Genomic DNA, 20,344 nt, shown 5'->3' with positions numbered 1-20,344 from the left:
GCCGCTGGTCCGGGTTCAACGCCCAGCCCGAGATCCGGATCAGTGGGTTCTCGTCCAGCGACTCGACCTGCGGCGGTTCCACGTAGCGGGCGGATCGACCGGACGGTCCTCCACCTGACCCGCCACCACCGGTGCGAGCAGCGCGGCGAGCCCACCACCACGGCCAGCCCGGCGGCGGTCGCGGCGACCAGCCGCAGCCGCACCGCCGCGCGTACCGCCGGGGGGAGCCCGGCCACCGGGTCGCCGGCGGCCGGGTCGGAATGCCGGCCCGGCACGGCCAGCCGGCGGCGGCGACGGCCGCGAACAGCACCGTCGGCGCGACCGCCGGCTCCGCGTTCGGCCCCACCACGTAGAGCACGCCGCCGTAGAGCAGCACCGGCGGCAGGTAGCCCAGCAGCACCCGCCCGGCCCGCAGCGCCACCTCGGCGGCGGTCAGCCCGGCCAGCCAGGGGCCACCACCGGGACCAGCACGGTGTCCGGCGCCGGCTCGACCGGGATCATCGCGGTGAGCAGCCGGGGGATAGCGTTGCGCGCGGCGTCCACGGCCACCTCGCCGAGCCCGCCGGGCAGCGCCGCGTGACTGGCGGCCAGCCGCAGCGACAGCAGCGTCCAGCCGTCAGCGCGGCCACCGACAGGGGCGCCACCAACCAGGACGGCAGTCGCCGGGCGGCCACGCTGACCAGCACCGAGCCGACCGCCGCGCCGACCATCAGCCGGGTCAGCAGCGGGTCCGCGTACACCCGGCCCAGCACCACACCGGACAGCGCGACCAGCACGACCAGCGCCGCCGGCACCGGCACGGCGCGCAGCCGCGTCACCACCGGCGGATCCCGTCCCACTCGGCGGCGAACGCCGCGCCGTCCGCCGCGTCCAGCACCACCAGGCCCGTCCCACCGGCCGCCGTCGGTCCCGTCGCGCCGAACACACCGACGACCACCGACGGGTACGCGCCGCGCAGCGCGCCGACATGGCCCAGGTCGTCGCGGCCGCCCGGCCCGGTGAGGAACACCAGCGTGTCGCCGAGCCGGTCGCGGCGCAGCCGGGCGGTCGCCGCCGGCAGCACCTCCGACCCGCCCTCGGCCAGCTCGACCGCGGCGAGGAGATCCAGCGGCCCGGCCGCCCCGGCGGGCTCGGTCTCGGCGGGCGCCACCAGCAGCAGACACACCGGCAGGTCCTCGCGCACGGCGGCGGCCACCACCGACGCAGCCGCCTCGCACGCCGCCTCGAACGACTCCGCCACGCCCGCGACCCGTCCCGGGTGTGCGGCGGACCGGTTGTCCAGCACCACCACGAGCCGCGGCAGGCTGGTGTCCACGTTCTCCCGCACCATCAGCTCGCCCACCCGGGCGCTGGTCCGCCAGTGCACCCGGCGCAGCTCGTCGCCGACCACGTACTCCCGCAACGAGTCGAACGTGATCGAGCCGTGCGGCACGCTGTCGGTGCGCCCGTCCAGGCTGCGCCCCGCGCCGGTCGGCACCGCGGACAGCGGATGGATCCGCGGGTGCACCCACACCGGGACCGCGTCGCCGTAGCCACGGGCCAGCGCCACCAGGCCGAGCGGGTCACGGCGGACGACCCGCAGCGGCCCGACCGGCACCACGCCCCGGCGCTGCGTCGGCACCGCATAACGCACCACCGTGTCGCGTCCCGGGCTCAGCCGCAGCAGCGGCACCGGCACCAGTGCGCCGGCGCAGCGGTCCTCGGCCACCAGGTTCGCCGCCCGCAGCCGGCCGGTGTTGCGCACCGTCAACTCCATCGCCGCCGGCTCGCCGCGGGCCACCCGGTCCGGGTCGGCCCGACGCTCGACGGTCAACCGGGGCCGCCACGCGGCGGTCACCCCGGCGTAGCCCACCGCCACGGCCGCCGCCGCGCCGAGCACGGTCAGCTCCGGGTACGCGTACCGGAAGCCGACGCCGAGCAGCACCAGGGCGGCGACGAGCAGCCCGATCCCCCGGGCGGTGATCCCCACGCTCAGCCGTGCACCGGGGCGGGCTGGCCGGACGGCAGCGGCACCGGCACCGAGGCCACCGCCTGGCGCAGCACCTCGGCCGGCGTGACGCCCCGCACCTGCGCGTCCGGGGTGAGCAGCAGGCGGTGCGCGAAGACCGGCTCGACCAGCGCCTTCAGGTCCTCCGGCATGATCCAGCCCCGGCCGTCGATCAGCGCGTACGCGCACGCCGCCCGGGTCAACGCGATCACCCCACGCGGGCTCACCCCGACGCGCACCTGCGGGTGGGTACGGGTGGCCGCGGCCAGCCGCACCGCGTACGCGTAGAGCGGCTCGGCGATGTGCACCCGCCGGGCCATCTTCACCATCTCGCCGACGGTGGCGGTGTCGGTGACCGCGGTGAGTGAGTCGGGGGAGCGGACCGTGGCGCCCCGCAGCACCTCCACCTCGACCGCCTCGTCCGGGTAGCCGACGGAGAGTTTCACCAGGAACCGGTCGAGCTGTGCCTCGGGCAGCCGGTAGGTGCCGTCCATCTCCACCGGGTTCTGCGTGGCCACCACCAGGAACGGCTGCGGCACCGGGTGGCGTACGCCGTCCACGGTGACCGTCCGTTCCTCCATCACCTCCAGCAGCGCCGACTGGGTCTTCGGCGAGGCCCGGTTGATCTCGTCGGCGATGACGATGTTCGCGAAGACCGGCCCGGGGTGGAATTCGAAACCGCGGCTGGCCTGGTTGAAGATCGTCACACCGGACACGTCGGAGGGCAGCAGGTCGGGGGTGAACTGGATCCGCCGCCACTGCCCCTTCACGGTGGCCGCCACCGCCCGCGCGAGCGTGGTCTTGCCGACCCCGGGCACGTCCTCCAGCAGCACGTGCCCCTGCGCGAACAGCGCGGTCAACGCCAGCCGGACCACCTGCGGCTTGCCCAGCACGACCGCGTTGACGTTGTCGGCCAGCCGGGCGGCGAGGGCGGCGAAGCCCTGCACCTCCGGCTGGCTGAGCGGTTCGTGCGTGTTCACGGTGTGCCTTTCGGTCCGGGCGAGGTCAGCAGGTGGGCAGCACGTTGAGGTTGTCGCCGCCCTCCAGGTTGAGCCACGCCCACGGGATGTACGTCTTGCCCTCGTACGCGATCTGGATCCACCAGGTGCTCTGCTTGTTGTTGTTGTAGATCCAGGCGTCGACGTCCTCGCCCTTGGCCTTGCAGTACGTGCGCAGCCGCGTCCCGTCCGGCACCCAGCCCGCCTGCCGGTCGTCGTCCTGCTGGGTGACCTTGAAGATCTCGTTCCCGTTGCGACCCGGCACGTCCTTGTTGCAGTACGTCCGCTGGTCCCCGTCCGGGCCGTTCTTGCAGGTGGCGATGCCGTAGACCGGGTCGGTGGTCTGGGCGCGGGTGGCTGTGCCCTTACCGGCGGCGTTGGACGCGGTCAGCGTCACCGTGTAGGCCGTGCCCGGCGTCAACCCGGTCACCCGCAGGCTGGAGCAGCTCCCGCTGGCCGTCTTCCCGCCGGTCGCCGCCGTGCAGGTGGCCCGCCCGCCGCCCGCGTCCACGGTGAACGTCACCGTCACCGAGGTGGCGTCCGCCGACGAGCCGGTCACCGTGATCCGGGGCGCGGCCACCGTACGCGCGGTGGTGCTGGCCTCCGGGCCGTCGCCGGCCTCGTTGACCGCCTTGACCTTCACGGTCACGTTCTGGCCGTTGCCGAGGCCGCCCACGGTGGCCCGCACGTCGGTCACCTCGACGGTCTTGCCGCCGGCCTCCACCACGTACTTCGTCACCGGGCGGCCGTTCTCCACCGCCGGCGACCACTCCACCGCGATCGTGCCGGGCTGGTCGGCCACCGTGGACGCGCGCAGCTCGGTCGGTGCCTTCGGCACCGTGAACGGCACCACCGTGTTGCTCACCGGCGACGCCTTCGACCCGGCGCCCCGGTCGCTGACCGCGGTCACCGTGAACGCGTACTGGGTGCCGTACTCCAGCGCGCCGGCCGGCACCACCAGCTCGGTCTTCGGTGACTCGCCGGCGGGGGCGCTCGCGCCGGCCGAGGTCGCGGTCACCGCGTACTTCGTGACCGTGTTGCCCTGGCCGTCGGCCTCCGGCCAGCTCACCCGGACCGTGCCGTCCGGCCGGGCCTCGGCGGTCACCGAGGCCGGCGGGTCGGGCACCTCCGCGGTCGGCACGACCGGGTTGCTGCGCCGCGCCGGACCGTCGCCCTTCGCGTTCACCGCGTGCACCGAGAACGTGTACGTCTCACCGTTGGTCAGACCGGTGACCTCCAACGCGCGCTGGTTCGCGCCCACCTGGTGGGTCTGACCGCCGCCCTCCACCACGTAGCGGGTGATCTCGGCGCCGTTGGACGCGGCGGCCTGCCAGCTCACCCGCGCCGACGCGTTGCCCGCGGCGGCGGTGACCGCCTTCGGCGCGCCCGGCTTGCCCACCTTCGGTTTCTTCGGCGGGGGCGGCGGCGGGGGGACCGGCGGCGGGTCGCCGCCGAGCACGTCGTTGGCGTACTTGTTCACCTCGCGGACCCGGTTGCGGTCGTCGACCACCTGGGCGGTGGACGAGTCCGGCGGGTTGATGAACAGGTGGTTCTCCCGGACCTCCAGCTCCACCGGGCCGGGCCGGCCGGAACCCTTGATCGTCTCCACCAGCTGCCCGGCGGCGTCGAACGAGTAGACCGCGCCGGTGCTCTCGTCGGCGCAGTAGAACCGGCCCGCCCAGGCCACCGCCGGGCTGAGTCGCGCGCCCGTCCCGGGCACCGTGAACCGCTTCACCTCGGCGCCGTCGCGGACCACGTGCACCGACCGGTCACCGGGAACGGTGACCGGCACCTGCGGCCCGCTGGTCCGCGGCGGCAGGTTGCCCGGCGCGGTCATGGTCAGCCCGGCCCGCTGCGTCCGGCCGCCGACCACGGTCACCAGCGACGCGGACGTGCGGTCCAGCACCGCCACACCCTCGTCCAGGGTGGACACCACCAGCTCGTGCGCGGGCTCGGCCACCTCGTGGGTCTCGACCCGCTTCGGGCTGAGCCCGGCCGGCGGGGCGGCGCCGGGGGTGTCCGGCAGGTCGGCGGCGGTGATCGCCGAGACGGTGCCCTCGCTCGGCACCGCGATCCACAGCTTGCCGGCGCCGTCGAACGTCCCGCCGGCGATGCCCGGCGGGTAGCGGACCGGCTCGCCCACCGGCGTCAGCGCCCGCGGGTCGAGCTGCCGGACGATGCCCTGCACCGCGTCCACCACGAACGCCGCGTCCTCGTGCAGCGCCACGCTGACCCCGAACCCCGGCGCGGTCGGCGTGCTGGCGGTGATCTGCAACGTCGCCAGGTCCAGCGAGCTGACCTGGCCGGTGTTGAGGTCGCGCAGGATCAGCAGCCGGTCGGTCTGGGCGACCTGCATCTGGTGCCGCCGCCCGCCGGGCACCTCCATCCGGGTGTCCACCCGGGCGGTGACACCGTTGACCCGGGCCAGCTCGCTGCGGGTGGTGCTCCACAACCAGGAGGACGCGTCGTAGTTGGCCACCGCGTTGTCGGCGGCGCCCAGGCCGAGCACGGTCAGCCCCATCGCGGCCAGCAACGCGGCCACGGTGCCGATGGTCACCAGGCCGCCGCGCATCCGCGACCGGGGGCGGGCCGTCTCCGGCCCGGTGCTCGTGACGTCCTCGATGGTGGTCACTGCCGGCTGCCTCCCCGCGTCGGTGGGGGAGGGCGCCGCGCGTGGTCGACCCTCCCCAGAGCCGGGAGCCATCATAGGTGCCGGCAGAGGCCGGTGAAACCCGCACCGTCTCCCTGTGGACACCGAGCGTGTCCTCGGTGCCCCGTCACTTCGGCGTGGCGCCGCCATCGCGGTCCGTGCACACCTGACCGGACGTGGCGTACGAATCGGTCGAGTAGACCGCCAGCACGGTGAAGCAGTAGTCCAGCCGCGCGCTCAACCCGTTCACCGTGTACCGGGTCTGGCCGGCGTCCACAGTGGCCATCACCCCGAGCTTCTGCCCGGCCTGACCACCGGCCACCACGAACGGCACCCCACCGCTCGTCGGGTCGGTCCAGGTCACCGTGATCGTGGTGGTGTCGTCCCGCAACCGCAGGTCAGCCGGGGGCGGCCCGGTCACCTTCGGCTTCGGCGCGCTCGGCGCCGGCGCCGGCGGTGCCGCGTCCCGGTTCAGCCACACCGCGCCCGCGCCGACCGCGACCACCACCGCCAGCACCGCGCCGCCGACCAGCAGGGCCAGCACCGTACGGTTCCGGCCGCGCGGCTCCGGCTCCTCCACCTCCGGGTACGCCGCCGGCTGGTGGAACGACGGCGGCACCGCCGGCCAGGAGCCCTGCTCCGGATACGCGGGCGACGCCGGGTGTGCGGGCTGCCCCGGGTACGCGGGCTCCGGGCGCGCCGGTTCGGGGAAGTCGAGCAGCCCGTCGTATACCGGCAGGGACCGCCCGTCGGCCGGCGCGTCCCCATCCGGCCTCTCGCCGGGGGCGGTGGGATCCGTGCCGGGTCCCGGCCCCGGCGCGGTCGCCGGCTCGGGCTCCGGGTCGGCGGGCCGGTCCACCGGTTGGGACGGGGCGACGCTGCTCCACGGTGGAGCGGTCATCCCCCACGGCGGCACCGGTGACCCACTGACCGGGGAGGCGCTGATCGGGGCGGCGCTGATCGGCATGCCGCTGACCGGGTACGCGGCCGGTCCGCTGACCGGATGTCCCGGTGGCCCGCTGACCGGGACCGTCGGTGGTGCGCTGACCGGGTGTGCGGCTGGGCCGCGGCCCGGGATCGTCGGTGGTGCGCCGACGGGGTGTGCGGCTGGGCCGCCGCCCGGGATCGTCGGTGGTGCGCCGACGGGATGTGCCGGTGGCCCGCTGACCGGCGCTGCGCTTCCCGGCCCCGTGCCGACGGTCGGCGCGCCGACCGGTGGTCCGCTGACGGGCGCCGCGCCGGCGGGTGGCGCGTCGATCCCGGACGCGCTCGCGGGCGGTCCGCCGACGGGCCGGAAACTCGTGGGTGGACCGTCGGCGGGCCGGGTGTCCGGGCGGGACTCGCGGTCCGCGGCCGCCGCCCGATCCGCCTCCTCGCGCAGCAGCGGACCGATCTGCTGAACCTGGACGGTCGGCTTGTCCCAGCCCGGTCCGCCGGGGACGGAGCCCGCCGCGCCGCCGTCCGAGTCGCCCACCTGCGTCGGGTCCGGGCGTCCCGTCGTGGGCTGACCGGGGACGGGCACCGGCACGGCCGACGGTGACGAGGGAGCTGACGGCTGGGGCGTGGAGACCGGCGCCGCCGAGGCTGGTGGCGCGGCGACCGACACCGTTGCCGGTGCCGCCGGGGTCGATGCGGGGCCGGCTGCGGTCGGCGGCGTCGACGAGTGCGAGGTGGGGACGGGAGCCGGTGGTGGTGGCGGGACCGGTGGGGTCGAGGTGGGTTCGGGAACCGGTGGCGCCGGGACGGACGGAGTCGAGGCGGGGACGGGGTTCGCGGGCGCAGCGACGGGTGGTGCGGAGACCGGCGGCGCGGCGGGCACGACCGGCGGTGGCGGGAGGACTCCGTGTGCCGGCGGGCCCGGCGCCTGCGGCATCGGGGCGAGGGCGGGCGGCGGCGGAAGGACGCCGCGTGCCGGTGCGCCCGAGACCGGCGCCGCCGGCATCGAGGTGACGGCGGGTGACGCCGCCGGTGTCGGCGCGACCGGTGGCGGTGGCGCGACCGGTGGCGGTGGCGCGACCGGTGGCGCCGGCAGCCGCGGTGGCGGGGGAGAGGCGGCGCCAGGAGTCGACCCGGCCTCGGGTCGTGCCGGCGGCTGCGGGATGACCGGGGCCGGTGGCAGAGCGGAGGCTGAGGGGACCGGCGTCGGTGGCACGGGCGGTGCCGGGACGGGATACGCCGGGCTGCGTGGCACGGACCCGTGCGGGGTGTGCGTCGGCGTCGGGCCGGGCCCGGGCGTCGTGCGCCAGGTGGCGGGTGCGGCCGGCGGCCCGGGGAGCGGAGGCGTGGGCGGAACGACCGGCGGCCGGGCCGGCGCCGGCCGTTCACCGGCAGGGGGAGGGACGGTCGGAGGTACCTCGCCGGTCGGGTGATGGCCGGCAGTGCCCGCGACCGGAGTCGGCCCCGCCCGATGGACCGGTGTGACGCCGGGTGCCGGCGGCACCGGGGTGGCGCCGTGGACCGGCGGCACCGGTGTGACGCCGGGTACCACCGGCGGTCCGGCCGTCGGTCGCGGTGCGGTCCCGAGGGGCGCCGGGTGGTCCGCACCGGCGGCGGACGGCGCGGTGAACCGTGTGGTGACGTCGTCGGACGGTGCGGGGAAGCGTGCGGTCACGTCCTCGGGCGGCGTCGGAAGGCCGCTGGTCCGCGGTGCCGGCCGAGGAGCCCAGGGACTCGACGTTCGGGGCGGCGCGGTGGGTCCGACCGGCGGCGACGAGATCGGGACCGCCGGCGGGGGCGGCAGTGTGCCCCGGGCGGGTGCGGCGGTTCCCGGCGGCGGGGCAGCGGGAGGCGTCGTCGAACCCGGCCCGTGGCCCGGCCAGGGCGCCCGGCGCGCCGGCTGCGGCTGCGGAGCCCACTCGGCACCCGGTATCCGTGGTGCGGGCGGCACCGGAGGAGTGGGTCGCGGCGGGACCGGCGGGGGAGGGTACGACGGCGTGACCGCCGGTAGCGACACGGTGGGCCCGGACAGCGCCGGATCGGGGCGCGTGCCGGCAGCGGCGGCGGAGCCGCCGGGAGGGGGGCCGTAGCCGGCGGGAGCGGCGGCGGAGCCGCCGAGGTAGTGCCGCGCCGCGCGTACCGCCGGGTGGTCCGGACCGAGCACGGCGGGCCCGGCGGCGGCGACGCGGCTGTAGTTGCGGCGGGCCTCGTGCCGGTTGCCCAGCTCCTCCGCCACGCCGGCCAGGTCGAAGCTGAGCGCGAGCATCAGCGGGCCGGCGTCGCCGCGGCGACGCTCACCGGCAGCGTACGCCTCTTCGAGCGTCCGGCGGGCGGCGGCGGGGTCGTCGGCCTCCCGGTGCAGCCGGGCCAGCAGGTGGCCGGTGGCCAGGACGTCCTGGTGGTCCTCGCCGTACGCCGGTCGGGCCGCGGTGATCGCGTCGGCGAGCAGCCGGCGGGCGCCGGTCAGGTCGCCCGCGGCGCGCAGTGCGAGGGCCTGGTGTTGAGCGGCGGTCAACGGGGAGGGGTGGGACACGTGAGCAATGCTGCCCGGAATCGTCCGTCGCGCGCTACCCGCCCGCTGCCAGACGGTGTTGACCTGGGGAAACGTGGGGCGCTAGTGGTGATGTGCATGATCGTTCCGGGCCGTGTACAGTAATCCCCCGTGCGGCCCGACGGCCGGCTGATCCGGTGAGAAGATCACCTTGGTCGACCGGGTAGGCTGTACGTGCAGGTCCGGGTGGCGGAATGGCAGACGCGCTAGCTTGAGGTGCTAGTGCCCGTATAGGGCGTGGGGGTTCAAGTCCCCCCTCGGACACAACCCATAGGCCCACGGTGCGCGCTGAGATCCACTTCAGCGTGCACCGTTTGCGTTTGCGGGTGGTGACGATGGCACCACCCCGGGCGAGGTCGCCAGTTACCTCGTCCACGCGTTGGTCACCTCCAGGAAGGCGAGTTGCGCTTCGCCCAACGCCTGGCCGACAACGGCATCTCCGCGCCCGTCCCGGTCGGCCGGACCGGCCACGGCGGGTTCCTCACTCCTCCGGCAGATCGCGCATCGTACGCAGCGGAGAGAAGACGACCCAGAGCACCCCGAGCAGGGCACCGAGGCTGGCGATCCAGAGGGCGGGGCGGACCCCGATCGTGGCGCCGAGCGCGCCGCCGATCAGCGCGCCGACGGGCCGGATGCCGTAGTTGACGGTGCGCCGGAAACCGGAGACCACGGCGAGCATCGTCTCCGGTGTGGCCGCGATCTGCACCGATCCGGCGGTGATGTCGAGGATCATGACGCCCAGGGCGGAGACGAACTCGGCAGTGAGCAGCAGCGCGAGCACCAGCGGTCGCGGTCCCCCGGCCAGTGGTACCAGGATCAGTGGGGCCGGGAAGACGACGAGACCGAGAATCACCGCCGGGCCGATGCCGATCCGGCGACTGAGTGGGCCGGTGACGGCCGCGCCGAGGAATCCGCCGAACGAGCCGGCCCCGATGATCAGGCCCAGCAGGCCGGGGGAGACGTCGAGCTCGGTGGTCACGTACAGCACGAAGAGTGCGGCGAACATGTAGTTGAACAGGTTGAGCGTGGTGGCGCCGAGCAGGACCGCGCGTAGCACCGCGGAGCGGGCCACGTAGCGCACGCCAGCGGCCATGCCCAGGCCGGGGCCGGTCTGTGCGGGACGCTCGGTGACCTTTATCCGGGTCAGGAAGACACCCGATGTCAGGTAGGTGAGCACGTCGGCGACCAGCGCGACCGGAGCGGTGAGCACCTGCACGAGCACGCCGCCGATGCTCGGGCCGGCCACGTCGGACATGGCTCTGCTGGCGCTGATCAGACTGTTGGCGTCCACATAGTCCTGCCGCCGGACCAGGCTGGCGAACAGGCTGCTGTGGGCCACCTCGAAGAACACCGAGAGGATCCCGATCAGGAAGGCCACGACACAGAGCAGCGGCAGGTTCAGTGCGTCCGTCCACCACAGCAGCGGCACGGCCAGCAGGAGGCCCGCCCGGCCCAGGTCGGCGACGATCATTACTTGACGACGGCGCGGGTAGCGGTCCACCCACGCGCCGGCTGGCAGTGAGAAGAGCAGGTTCGGCAGCAGCGAGGCGGCGGTCAGGTAGCCCATCTCGGCGGGTCCGGCGCCGAGCGCGAGCACGGCCAGCAGCGGCACGGCGAGCATGGTGATCTGGTCGCCGAAGAGCGAGACGGTCTGGGCGGACCAGTAGCGGCGGAAGTACGGCTGCTGGAGCAGCCTCGGGATGCGCGGCCGGCGCGGGGGTGCCGGATCTGCCCGGACCAGGGGTTCAGTCACGATCCGTCCCCGCTCGCTGCCCTTCGACGGGTACGGGCCTACGCGGCACCGCCATCTGGATGATCTGCACGGGGCGCGACCCGGGCGGGCGTCTCGCCGGGTCGGCAACCCGTTCGTCGTGCCGGGCCAGCAGCCCCTCGATCTCCTCCGTGAGCCCACGCGGCTCAGCGGCGGTGACGTGCAGCAGCGCGTCGCCGAAGCCGGCGGCGGTCCGCCATTCGACGGGCTCGTCGCCGCGGACCGCGAGGTAGTCCCGCGCGCGTCGCACGAGGAGGGCGAGCATCACACCGTCGAGCTGGTCGGTGGCGGCCTTCATGGCCGGATCGTCCGAATCGTCGTCCCAGGAGGTGTCTCGCGCGGTGGCCCGCCGGGGCCGTTCTCGACTCTCCGCTGCGGCCGCACGTTCAGCGAACCCGTACTTGGCGAGCTGTCGCAAGTGGAATGAGCACTTCGGAACGTTGTCATCGAGCCGGGTCACACGCTAGAGAATGCTTCAGAAAGGCATTTATAGCAACTGACTTCCGTCGGGCGCCCGTCGGCCGGTCAGCCGTCGCGGCTGTCGCATACGAGACCGGTGGGGCATCCACTGCGAAGGTATTGCTCGACTGCGTGTCTCGCGGGAAAGGCCAGCCCGGATACGCACCACGGCGGCCGACCGGTGTCGTCGACAAATTGGGTCTTAGTCTTATGGATGGTTTGTGGAATTTCGTCGGGCTGCGTCCCTATTTGCACCGGGGTGAGGGCGGTGCCGGTGGTGGTGTCGTACGCCGACAGCGGGCGGGCCTGCTGGTCGCCTTCGGTGGCCGTGGCGGGCGGGGGCGCATCGCGAGCTATCGACCCGAAACCCCTGCTCACACCGCCTTCAATCGACTACGCAACTGCCCTGCCGGCGCCTCCGGCGACAAGATCGCCTGGCCGGGACGGGCCCCATGGATCGACGACCGTGCCGTAAGATCCATGTTGGAGGATGCAGTGCGAGAGATTCCCTGAACTCGTCCGCGGCGAATGCTGCCACCGACTGAACGCGCCCTTGCAATGACGATTGAAGAGGTTGGTCTGTGACGCCGTTCGATACCACGTACGTCTCCATCGATCCGCCGGCACATCGTGACTACAACGATCCCTCGACGGTGATAAAGGATCTGCGGTCCGATTGGTACGGCCTGATCGCCGACCTCCATGATGTCGTCCACACGGAAACCGTTCGCTATGCAGCTGCCCAGGGTTTGAAGCATCTCTTCCTCCCGATCACCACGCGAACGGTGACGTGCCCGACCGCGTTGGGCAGCGACGCGGAGCCGGTGCCGGTGACGGTGGGCGGGGTACGCACCTACCTCGCCGATTCCATGCAGTTCGCCCTTGAGTACGGGTGTCGTGTCGCCCCCGGCGGCTGCTACACGATCATGCCGTCGTTCCGGGGGGAGCAACCCGACAAGACTCATCTCGGGCAGTACGCGCACAGCGAGGCCGAGATCCCTGGGGATCTGGATGCCCTGATCGTGTACGTGACCGGCTACGTCAAGGCGCTTGCCGGTGCCGTCCTGGAGACCGTCGGTGGGCGGCTGGAGGCGGCCCGAGGTGATGTCTCCCATCTGGTCAGAATGGTGGAGGCGGCCAGCTTCGAGCAGTTGACGTTCGAAGAGGCCGTCGCGTGCGTCGCTGACGTGGAAGGCGCGGTCCGCGACGAGGGTACGTGGCGCACGCTCACCCGCAAGGGCGAGCGGCTGCTGCTGGACCGGGTCAGCGAGTTCCTCTGGGTGCACCACTTCGACAGTCTGGCGGTGCCGTTCTACCAGGCTTCCGGCGACGACCAGTTCAGGACGGCCCGGGCCGCCGACCTGTTCTTCGGCATCGGCGAGGTGGTCGGCTCCGGCGAGCGGCACACCGATGCCGATCGACTGCGCAGATCCATGGCGCTGCATGGCGTCAACGAGCACGAGTACGCGTGGTACGTCCGCATGAAGCAGGAGCTCCCGATGCTGACCTCGGGATTCGGCATGGGGATCGACCGATTTCTGATGTGGGTCCTCAACCACGACGACATCCGGGACCTGCCCCTGATCTCTCGCATCGACGAGCCCGAGGACTGGCCTGACGCGGTGGTCAGGCCCTAGCGCCGCTCGCGGTCCGTCCGTCCGTATCCGCTGGACTCCTCGTCCGCACTCGACCACTGTGAGGGTTCGTTGGCGACACCGTCACCTCTGGGTTCCGCGGCCCGGCGCCGCACGCCGGACACCGCCCCGGACGGGGCATCCCAGTACGCCGATGTGCCGGTCCGGCTGGACGAGGAGCTTCGGCGGGCGGAACCGCCGGCCGATCCGCGTTCCGATTCCGCGGTCCTGCCGTTCCTGAACCCCGTCGAGGGCGAAGCGTCCGGCAACGACACGCGGACCGTCCTGATCAAGCCGGACGGCGCCACACTCTCCGCCCTGCGTACGCTGGCCCATCGGCTGGAGATCGAGGAGCGCGCGTTGCTTCTCGCCGCATGGGCGTCGCTGCGCTCGCGCTACACCCGTACCGTGAACCAGCCGATCTCGGTGGTGACCGACGGCCCGGCGGCCCCGGAGCTGCGGCCCACTTCGGGGCCTCTCGGGCACCCGGTCCTGGTGCGCCTGCCGATTGCGGCCGAGGCCGCGTTCGCCCTGGCCGCCCGAGCCGCCGAGAACGCGCTGGCGACGACCGCCGCCGACGAGCATCTGAGCGGCCCCGCACACCGGCCCGAGACCTCGTTCCGATACCAGAGGAATTCCTCGTCGCACAGCGTGGAGCTGGAACCGGCCGAGTTCGGCGAGTCCCCCGGCCGGCTGCACCTGGATTGTTGGGCGGGCCCGGCCGAGCTGACGTTGATCATCGCCGCGACCGGCGGAGGGGTGGCCGAATCAGATCTGGTCTCGTACGCACGAGCGTTGGAGTTGTTGCTGGCCGATGTGCTGACGGATCCCGACCGGGCCGTCGGTCGACTGCGCCTGACCGATCAGGTCGAACAGCCGCCACCGCAGCCGGCGCAGCAGGATCCGGTGCTTCTCCGATTTCTTCGGCAGGCTGACCGCGTTCCCGATGCTCCCGCAGTCCGCTGCGGTGCGGATGTGATCAGCTACCGCCAGCTGGCGGCTTGGGCCGAGTTGATCGCGGCGATGCTGCACGATCACGGGATCCGCCCGGGTGATCAGGTGCCAGTGCTGGTCCCGGCGACTGTCGGCACGCCGGCGGCGATCCTGGGCTGTTGGCTCGCGGGTGCGGCGTTCGTTCCGCTGGATCCGGTCTGGCCCCGGGGCCGGACAGAGGCGATCCTGCGGCAACTGGATCCCGGCCTGGTGCTGGTTCCGGAAACCGTCGAGCAGTTCTCCTGTTCGGTTGATGTCGTCTCACTTCCTGCCTGCCCGCCGTCGACCGTCACCTTCCGACCGAGGCTGGTCAGCGGCGCGGACGTGGCCTATGTGATGTTCACGTCGGGCACTTCGGGAGTGCCCAAGGGCGTGGTCATCGGGCATGCCGAGCTGGCCCACTATGCTGCCGCCAGCCGCTTGGAACTGGAGCTGCCCGACCGGGCGAGTTTCGCCGCCGTCTCCACGCTGGCGGCCGATCTCTCGTACACGGCGGTCTTCCTTCCCCTGACGAGTGGCGGATGCGTACGGCTGGTCGGCGCGGACCGTGCCGCCGAGCCGCAGCTGCTGGCCGCCGAGTTCAGCGACCGACCGGTGGAGGCGCTGAAGATGGCGCCGTCGCAGATGTCGGCGCTTCTCACCGAGACAGCGGACGCGCGCGGCTGGCTACCGACCGAGGTGCTGGTGCTGGGTGGTGAACCGCTTCCGCCGGGTCTGGTCGAGCGGGTGGCCGAGCTGAGTCCCCGACTGCGCGTCTACAACGAGTACGGCCCGACCGAGACCACCATCGGCGCGTCCTGCCAGCTGGTGCGGCTTCCGGCCGACCCGCGGTGCGCCTCGGTCCCGGTGGGAACGACCCTGGGCGGTTGCGCACTGACCGTGGTCGACGATTCGGGTCTCCCGGTCCCACCCTGGGTGCCGGGAGAGGTGATCATCTCCGGCCCCGGGGTGGGAATCGGCTATCTCGACGAGGTGCAGGCCGGACGGGACGGCTTCGGCGAGCGCGGGAGACGGCAGTACCGGTCCGGAGATCTCGGCCGCCTGGTGCCCGGTGCCGGCGTCGAGGTGCTGGGCCGGCTGGATGACCAGGTCAAGCTGCACGACTATCGGCTTGAGCCGCAGGAGATCGAGATGTTGCTGCTCCGTCAGCGCAGTGTCGAGGCCGCCGCCGTTGTCGCCCGCCGGGATGACCGCGGGCTGGCCACCCACCTGGACGCTTACGTCGTCCGTGGTGATGGGCACGGCAGCGTGCAGGCCGAGGCACTGAGGAAGGCGCTCGGGCGTCACCTTCCACCGGCACTCGTGCCGACGGCGTGGCAGTTTGTCGATGCCCTGCCGTTGACCCGCAACGGCAAGGTCGACCGGGACGCCCTGCCCCCGATCGAGGTGAGCACCACCGCGTCGGTCGGTCCCGACGACTCGGTCGTGCAGCGGTTGTTGGCGATCTGGTCCGACGTGCTCGGCATGGAGCCCGTCTCTCCCGACGACGACTTCTACCTCCTCGGAGGGCATTCCCTGCACGCCATGCGACTGGTCTCACGGGTCAAGGAAGCGTTCGGCACCGAACTCTCGATGGCCTCGGTGCTGAGCGCCCGGACGCCGGTGGCCATGGCCGCCCTGGTGCGTGAGCGGCTGTCGGAGGACCCCGATCTCGTACCGCTGCGCCCGACCCGGCATCTGGACGGTACGCCGGTCTCCGGCCTGCTCGGATCCGGCGACGGTTCCCGATGACCGCCACTGACGAGCGGCCGGCGCTCGTGCGGGCCAACCGGCCCGCACGGATTCCGCTCTCCTTCGCCCAGCGACGGATGTGGTTCCTGCACCGCTACGGCGAATCGGGGTCGGCCTACAACCTGACCTTCCTCTGGCGGCTGGAGGGCGCGGTCGACGAGCAAGCGCTCGGCCAGGCGCTACGGGACGTGATGACCCGGCACGAGACCCTGCGCACGATTTTCCCGGAGGAGGCCGGTGAACCGGCGCAGCAGGTACTCGACCCGGCCGTCCTCGTGACACCGCTGACCGTACGCTCCGTCGCCGCGGCCGAGGTCGAGGCCGTCGTCCAGGAACTGGCCGACATCGAGTTCGCCCTGCAGGACGACCCTCCCTTTCGGGCCGCGCTGCTGACCAGCGGTCCTCGGGTGAATCACCTGGCCCTGTTCGTCCACCACATCGCCTGCGACGGCTGGTCGTTCGGACTGTTGGCGCGCGACCTGTCCACGGCCTATCGGGCTCGTATCGCGGGCACGGCTCCGGACTGGGCCCCGCTGCCGGTCCAGTACGTCGACTACACGATCTGGCAGCAGGCACTGCTGGGCACGGACCAGCAGCCGAGCGAGCTGACCACCAAGCAACTCCGGTACTGGACCGAAACGCTGGACGGAGCTCCCGAGCTGATCAGCCTGCCCCTGGACCGGCCGCGACCGTCGGTGGCCAGTTACCGGGGCCGCACCACCGAACTGACCATCCCACCGAGATTGCACGATGAGCTGGCCGAGCTGGCCGCCGAGCGGGGCTGCACGCTGTTCATGGTGCTGCACGCGGCGCTGGCGGCGGTCCTGTCCGCGTACGGTGCTGGCCAGGACATCGTGCTCGGCACCGCGTTCGCTGGGCGCACCGACCGCGCACTGGAACCGCTGGTGGGTTTCTTCGTCGACACGCTGGTGTTGCGCACCGACCTGTCCGGCGACCCGAGCTTCGCGGACCTGCTGGAACGGGTCCGCGACGCCGACCTGGCCGCCTTCTCGCATCAGGACGTGCCCTTCGAACGCGTCGTGCAAGCGGTGAAACCGGAGCGATCGAGCGCCTACCATCCACTGTTCCAGGTCTTCTTCGCCTTTCACGACGGCGAGGCCGCGAATGAGCTGCGGCTGCCGGGCGTGGTGAGCGCCTCGCTCCCGGAGCCGGTCAACACCGCCAAATTCGACCTGTCCGTCGATTTCTTCCAGCAGAGCAGCGGGGATGACGCCGGCGTGCGAATCGTCCTCGAGTACGCGACGGATCTGTTCGACACCGCCACCGTGACGCAGCTGGGCGCTCGGCTGCTGCGATTGTTGAGTGCGGTGTCGGTCGATCCGGACGTGCCGATCAGCCGGCTCAGCCTCCTCACCAGCGCCGAACGGCGCATGCAGTTGCAGCAGTGGAACGGGCCGGTCACGGACGAGCCGTCGCTGGATCTGCCCATGCTGGTGCGGCAGATCGCCGAGCAACGGCCGGCGGCCGTTGCCGTTTCCGGCCGAGAGGATCACCTTACCTACCGTGAGCTGGCCGGGACCGCCGCCCGGATCGCCGACGAGTTGGTGGCCGCCGGTGCCCGGCCGGACACTCTGGTGGCGGTGCTGTCCCATCGGACGCCGTGGTACGTGGCGGCCGTGCTCGGTGTGCTCGGCGCAGGCTGTGGGTTCATGCCGGTCGACGCGAGCACGGGTATCTCCCGGGCGGCGCAGATGCTGGAGGACGGGCGGGTCGGGCTGCTGCTGGCCGCGACCGACCTGGTCGACCGGGCCGAGTCGGTCGCCGCGTCCGCCGGGCTTCCGGTGCGGGTCCTGTCGCCCGGTTCGGGCCTCGCCGATCCCGCCACGCTCGCTCACCGGCCGAGCCGGGACGAGCTGGCCTATGCCGTGTTCACCTCCGGCTCGACCGGCCGGCCCAAGGGCGTCCTGGTGCCGCACCGGGGTCTGGCCAACCACCTGCGAGCGATAGTCGAGCTGTACAAGCTGGGCGAGCACGATGTGCTGGTGTTCAACGCGCCCCTGACCTTCGACGTCTCGGTGTGGCAGGCCCTCACCCTCCTGGCCGTCGGAGGCCGCGTCCACACGGTCGACGACGACCTCGCTCGTGATCCGGTCGCACTGGCCGATTGCTGCGCCGACCAGGACGTCACCATCCTGCAGGTCGTCCCGTCCTTGCTGAGGGCCATGTTGGAGGCGTGCGAGGAAGCACCCCGGCTGGCCGGCAGTATGACCGGACTGAGGCTGATGCTGGCCCACGGTGAGGAATTGCCGCCGGACCTGATCAGCCGGTGGCATCGGCAGGTGCCCGGAGTGCCGTTGGCCAACGTTTACGGCCCCGCCGAATGCTCCGACGACGTGTCGATAGCCATGCTGGACACGGATGTGACCGGCCCGTCCAGTCGCGCCTCCATCGGCAAGCCGTTGATCAACACTTTCGTCTACGTGCTTGACGAGAGGCTGGCGCTGGTGCCCGCCGGGGTGACCGGCGAGCTCTACGTCGCCGGCGCCGGCCTCGCCCGGGGATATGCGGGCCGCCCGGCGTTGACCGCGGAACGGTTCATACCCAATCCCTTCGGCTCACCGGGGCAGCGGATGTACCGCACCGGCGATCTGGTCCGCTGGAACTCCGACGGGGAGCTGGAGTTCCTCGGCCGTGCCGACGGCCAGGTCAAGATCCGCGGATTCCGGATCGAGCTCGGCGAGATCGAGCACCATCTCCGGTCAGCGCCCGGGGTCGACCAGGCGACCGTCATCGTTCGGGAGGATCGGCCCGGCGACCGGCGGCTGGTCGCCTACTTCACCGCCAACGACCAGGTTCCGGTCTCCTCGCTCAGGACTGCGGCGGAAGAGTCCATGCCCAACTACATGGTGCCCGCCGCGTTCGTGCAACTGGAGGAGATGCCGCTCACCGGCAACGGCAAGCTCGACGTGCGGGCACTGCCCGCCCCGAACTACTCCGGCGGCGGCCAGGAGCCGTCGAGCCCGGAGGAGCACCAGCTGTGCGCGTTGTTCGGAGAGGTCCTGGGAGTCGAGCGGGTCGCCGCCGACGCCAGTTTCTTCGAGTTGGGCGGGCATTCGCTGATGGCGACCCGACTGCTCAACCGCATCCGCACGGTGATGGGCGCCGAAGCGTCGGTCCGCGACCTCTTCGACGCGCCGACCGTGGCTGGTCTTGCGAGCACGTTGGCCGGCCGCAGGCACTCCTCGCGCCCGAAACTGCGGCGCCGGACTCGCCAGGGAGAGCTGCTGTGACGGCAACCGAGGAGAGGAGCCAGGGCATCATCCCACTGTCATTCTCCCAGCGTGGGCTCTGGTTCTTGAACCAGTTGTACCCGTCCGACACCTCCTATCACGTCCGGTTGGTGTGGAGGTTCTCCGGGGACCTGGATGAGTTCGCCCTACAGCAGGCCCTGTGCGACGTCGTCCTGCGGCACGAGAGCCTGCGCACCGTGCTGCCGGAAACCGATGGTGTCCCGGAACAGCGGGTGATGTCCCTGGCCGATCTGGGTCCGCTGCTCGTCTGCGTTCGGACCAGCGACGAGAAGGCGGACGAGGCCGAGGAGGTGTTCGCCACCCGGGGATTCGACCTGAGGACGGACATTCCGCTCCGCGGAGAGGTGCTGCGCGTCGACCCGGGTCGCGGTCTGCTGGTTCTGGTCGTGCACCACGTGGCCTTCGACGGCTGGTCGGAGGCGATCTTCTGCCGGGATCTGAGCCGGGCCTACACCGCTCGATCGGTCGGAGTCGCTCCCCACTGGCCGGAGCTGCCCGTGCAGTACGCCGATTACGCCCTGTGGCAGCACGAACTCCTGGGCGACGAGCGCGATCCGGACAGCCTGGTAGCCCGCCAACTGTGTTACTGGCGAGACCGGCTGGGCGGGCTGCCACAGGAGTCCGGGCTGGCGGCTGACCAGCGTACGAGGGCAACGGGTCCGATCCGCACCCGGAGCTTCCGAGTCGACGCGGACACCCACCGTGGCATGGCGAGACAGGCGCAGCGAACCGGCGCGACGATGTTCATGGTCGTTCACGCCGCTCTCGCTGCTGCCATCACCACGCTCGGCGGTGCGACCGATCTGCCGTTGGGCACCGTGGTCTCCGGACGGTCCGACGAAGCGCTCAACGAACTCGTCGGCTATTTCACCAACACGGTCGTGCTGCGTACCGACACCTCGGGGAGCCCGACGTTCACCGAGTTGCTGGGGCGGGTTCGAGAGGTCGACCTGGGCGCCTTCGCCAACCAGGATGCCCCGTTCGAGAAGGTGGTCGCCGCGGTGAATCCGAGGCGGCGACGAGTCGGCAGCCCGCTCATCCAAGTTCTCTTCCGGGTCGAGGAGCAGGCCAAACCCACGCTGGACATGGGTCCGGTGCACTTCGAATACCAGGAAAGGGCCAACACGGCGGCCAAGTTCGACATCGAGGTGGTGCTCGAGGAGGAGTTCGCCGACGACGGTGAGCCCCAGGGGCTGGCCGGGACCATCGAATACCGCTCGGACGCGTTCGAGGCCGCGCGGATGGATGCCCTGGCCGAAGAGCTGGTCCGTTCGCTGATGGCGATCGCCGCCGACCCCGACAGCCGGATCGACGCGAGCTGACGGCCTCGACGCGCGGCCGCCGACCCATCGACCTTCCGGA

At 72.3% G+C, this 20,344-nt stretch carries 10 protein-coding genes, 1 tRNA gene and 2 pseudogenes; 5 read left to right on the top strand and 8 right to left on the bottom strand.

What is annotated here, in order from left to right:
• The 6 genes and pseudogenes from COO58_RS19610 to COO58_RS31250 all read right to left on the bottom strand — a co-directional run.
• Positions 1-894, bottom strand: a pseudogene (locus tag COO58_RS19610) (transglutaminase domain-containing protein); the annotation flags it as partial.
• Positions 815-1,969 (bottom strand): DUF58 domain-containing protein, encoded by a 1,155-nt coding sequence (locus COO58_RS19605; protein ID WP_098746638.1) that lies wholly within the window; start codon positions 1,967-1,969, stop codon positions 815-817. The pseudogene COO58_RS19610 and the gene COO58_RS19605, both read right to left, overlap by 80 nt.
• A 2-nt stretch (positions 1,970-1,971) precedes the next feature.
• Positions 1,972-2,967, bottom strand: a complete 996-nt coding sequence (locus COO58_RS19600; RefSeq protein ID WP_091573541.1) for a MoxR family ATPase — start codon at positions 2,965-2,967, stop codon at positions 1,972-1,974.
• Between the two features lie 25 nt (positions 2,968-2,992).
• Positions 2,993-5,557, bottom strand: coding sequence for a fibronectin type III domain-containing protein (locus COO58_RS19595; RefSeq protein ID WP_176558912.1), 2,565 nt, complete (start codon positions 5,555-5,557; stop codon positions 2,993-2,995).
• A 205-nt stretch (positions 5,558-5,762) separates the two neighbouring features.
• Positions 5,763-6,602 carry a fibronectin type III domain-containing protein gene (locus COO58_RS19590; protein ID WP_255292719.1) on the bottom strand — a complete coding sequence of 280 codons (840 nt, stop codon included), beginning with the start codon at positions 6,600-6,602 and terminating at the stop codon, positions 5,763-5,765.
• Between the two features lie 2,328 nt (positions 6,603-8,930).
• Positions 8,931-9,104 (bottom strand): annotated as a pseudogene (locus COO58_RS31250) (hypothetical protein); the annotation flags it as partial.
• Positions 9,105-9,302: 198 nt separating this feature from the next.
• Here COO58_RS31250 and COO58_RS19575 point away from each other — a divergent pair.
• Positions 9,303-9,386, top strand: a tRNA-Leu gene (locus tag COO58_RS19575).
• A gap of 217 nt (positions 9,387-9,603) precedes the next feature.
• Here COO58_RS19575 and COO58_RS19570 read toward each other — a convergent pair.
• Entirely contained in the window at positions 9,604-10,875 is a 1,272-nt protein-coding gene (locus COO58_RS19570; protein WP_091573747.1) for an MFS transporter, read from the bottom strand.
• On the bottom strand, positions 10,868-11,353 hold the full coding sequence (locus tag COO58_RS19565) for an ArsR family transcriptional regulator (protein ID WP_245666279.1): 486 nt from the start codon (positions 11,351-11,353) through the stop codon (positions 10,868-10,870). Before COO58_RS19565 ends, COO58_RS19570 begins: the two co-directional genes overlap by 8 nt.
• A gap of 580 nt (positions 11,354-11,933) precedes the next feature.
• On the opposite strand from COO58_RS19565, the gene COO58_RS19560 reads away from it, so the two are divergent.
• The 4 genes from COO58_RS19560 (at position 11,934) to COO58_RS19545 (ending at position 20,304) form a co-directional block, all read left to right on the top strand.
• Positions 11,934-12,989 (top strand): amino acid--tRNA ligase-related protein, encoded by a 1,056-nt coding sequence (locus tag COO58_RS19560; RefSeq protein WP_091573748.1) that lies wholly within the window; start codon positions 11,934-11,936, stop codon positions 12,987-12,989.
• Between the two features lie 153 nt (positions 12,990-13,142).
• Positions 13,143-15,710, top strand: a complete 2,568-nt coding sequence (locus COO58_RS19555; RefSeq protein ID WP_141561934.1) for a non-ribosomal peptide synthetase — start codon at positions 13,143-13,145, stop codon at positions 15,708-15,710.
• A complete protein-coding gene (locus COO58_RS19550; RefSeq protein WP_098746627.1) occupies positions 15,707-18,961 on the top strand; it encodes a non-ribosomal peptide synthetase in 3,255 nt (1,084 codons plus the stop codon). Before COO58_RS19555 ends, COO58_RS19550 begins: the two co-directional genes overlap by 4 nt.
• Positions 18,958-20,304, top strand: coding sequence for a condensation domain-containing protein (locus COO58_RS19545; protein ID WP_098746625.1), 1,347 nt, complete (start codon positions 18,958-18,960; stop codon positions 20,302-20,304). Before COO58_RS19550 ends, COO58_RS19545 begins: the two co-directional genes overlap by 4 nt.
• Positions 20,305-20,344: the final 40 nt, after the last annotated feature.

It is taken from the genome of Micromonospora sp. WMMA1996, assembly GCF_002573675.1.
In the GTDB taxonomy this organism is placed as follows: domain Bacteria; phylum Actinomycetota; class Actinomycetes; order Mycobacteriales; family Micromonosporaceae; genus Micromonospora; species Micromonospora sediminicola.
The sequence above is the reverse complement of the archived record's forward strand: the minus strand, read 5'-3'. Positions and strand labels throughout refer to the sequence as shown.

Excerpts from the sequence above, each read along its gene's own strand:
- COO58_RS19595 (WP_176558912.1), bottom strand. The coding sequence starts at position 5,557 with ATGCGCGGCGGCCTGGTGACCATCGGCACCGTGGCCGCGTTGCTGGCC.
- COO58_RS19550 (WP_098746627.1), top strand. The coding sequence starts at position 15,707 with ATGACCGCCACTGACGAGCGGCCGGCGCTCGTGCGGGCCAACCGGCCC.
- COO58_RS19590 (WP_255292719.1), bottom strand. The coding sequence starts at position 6,602 with ATGCCGATCAGCGCCGCCCCGATCAGCGCCTCCCCGGTCAGTGGGTCA.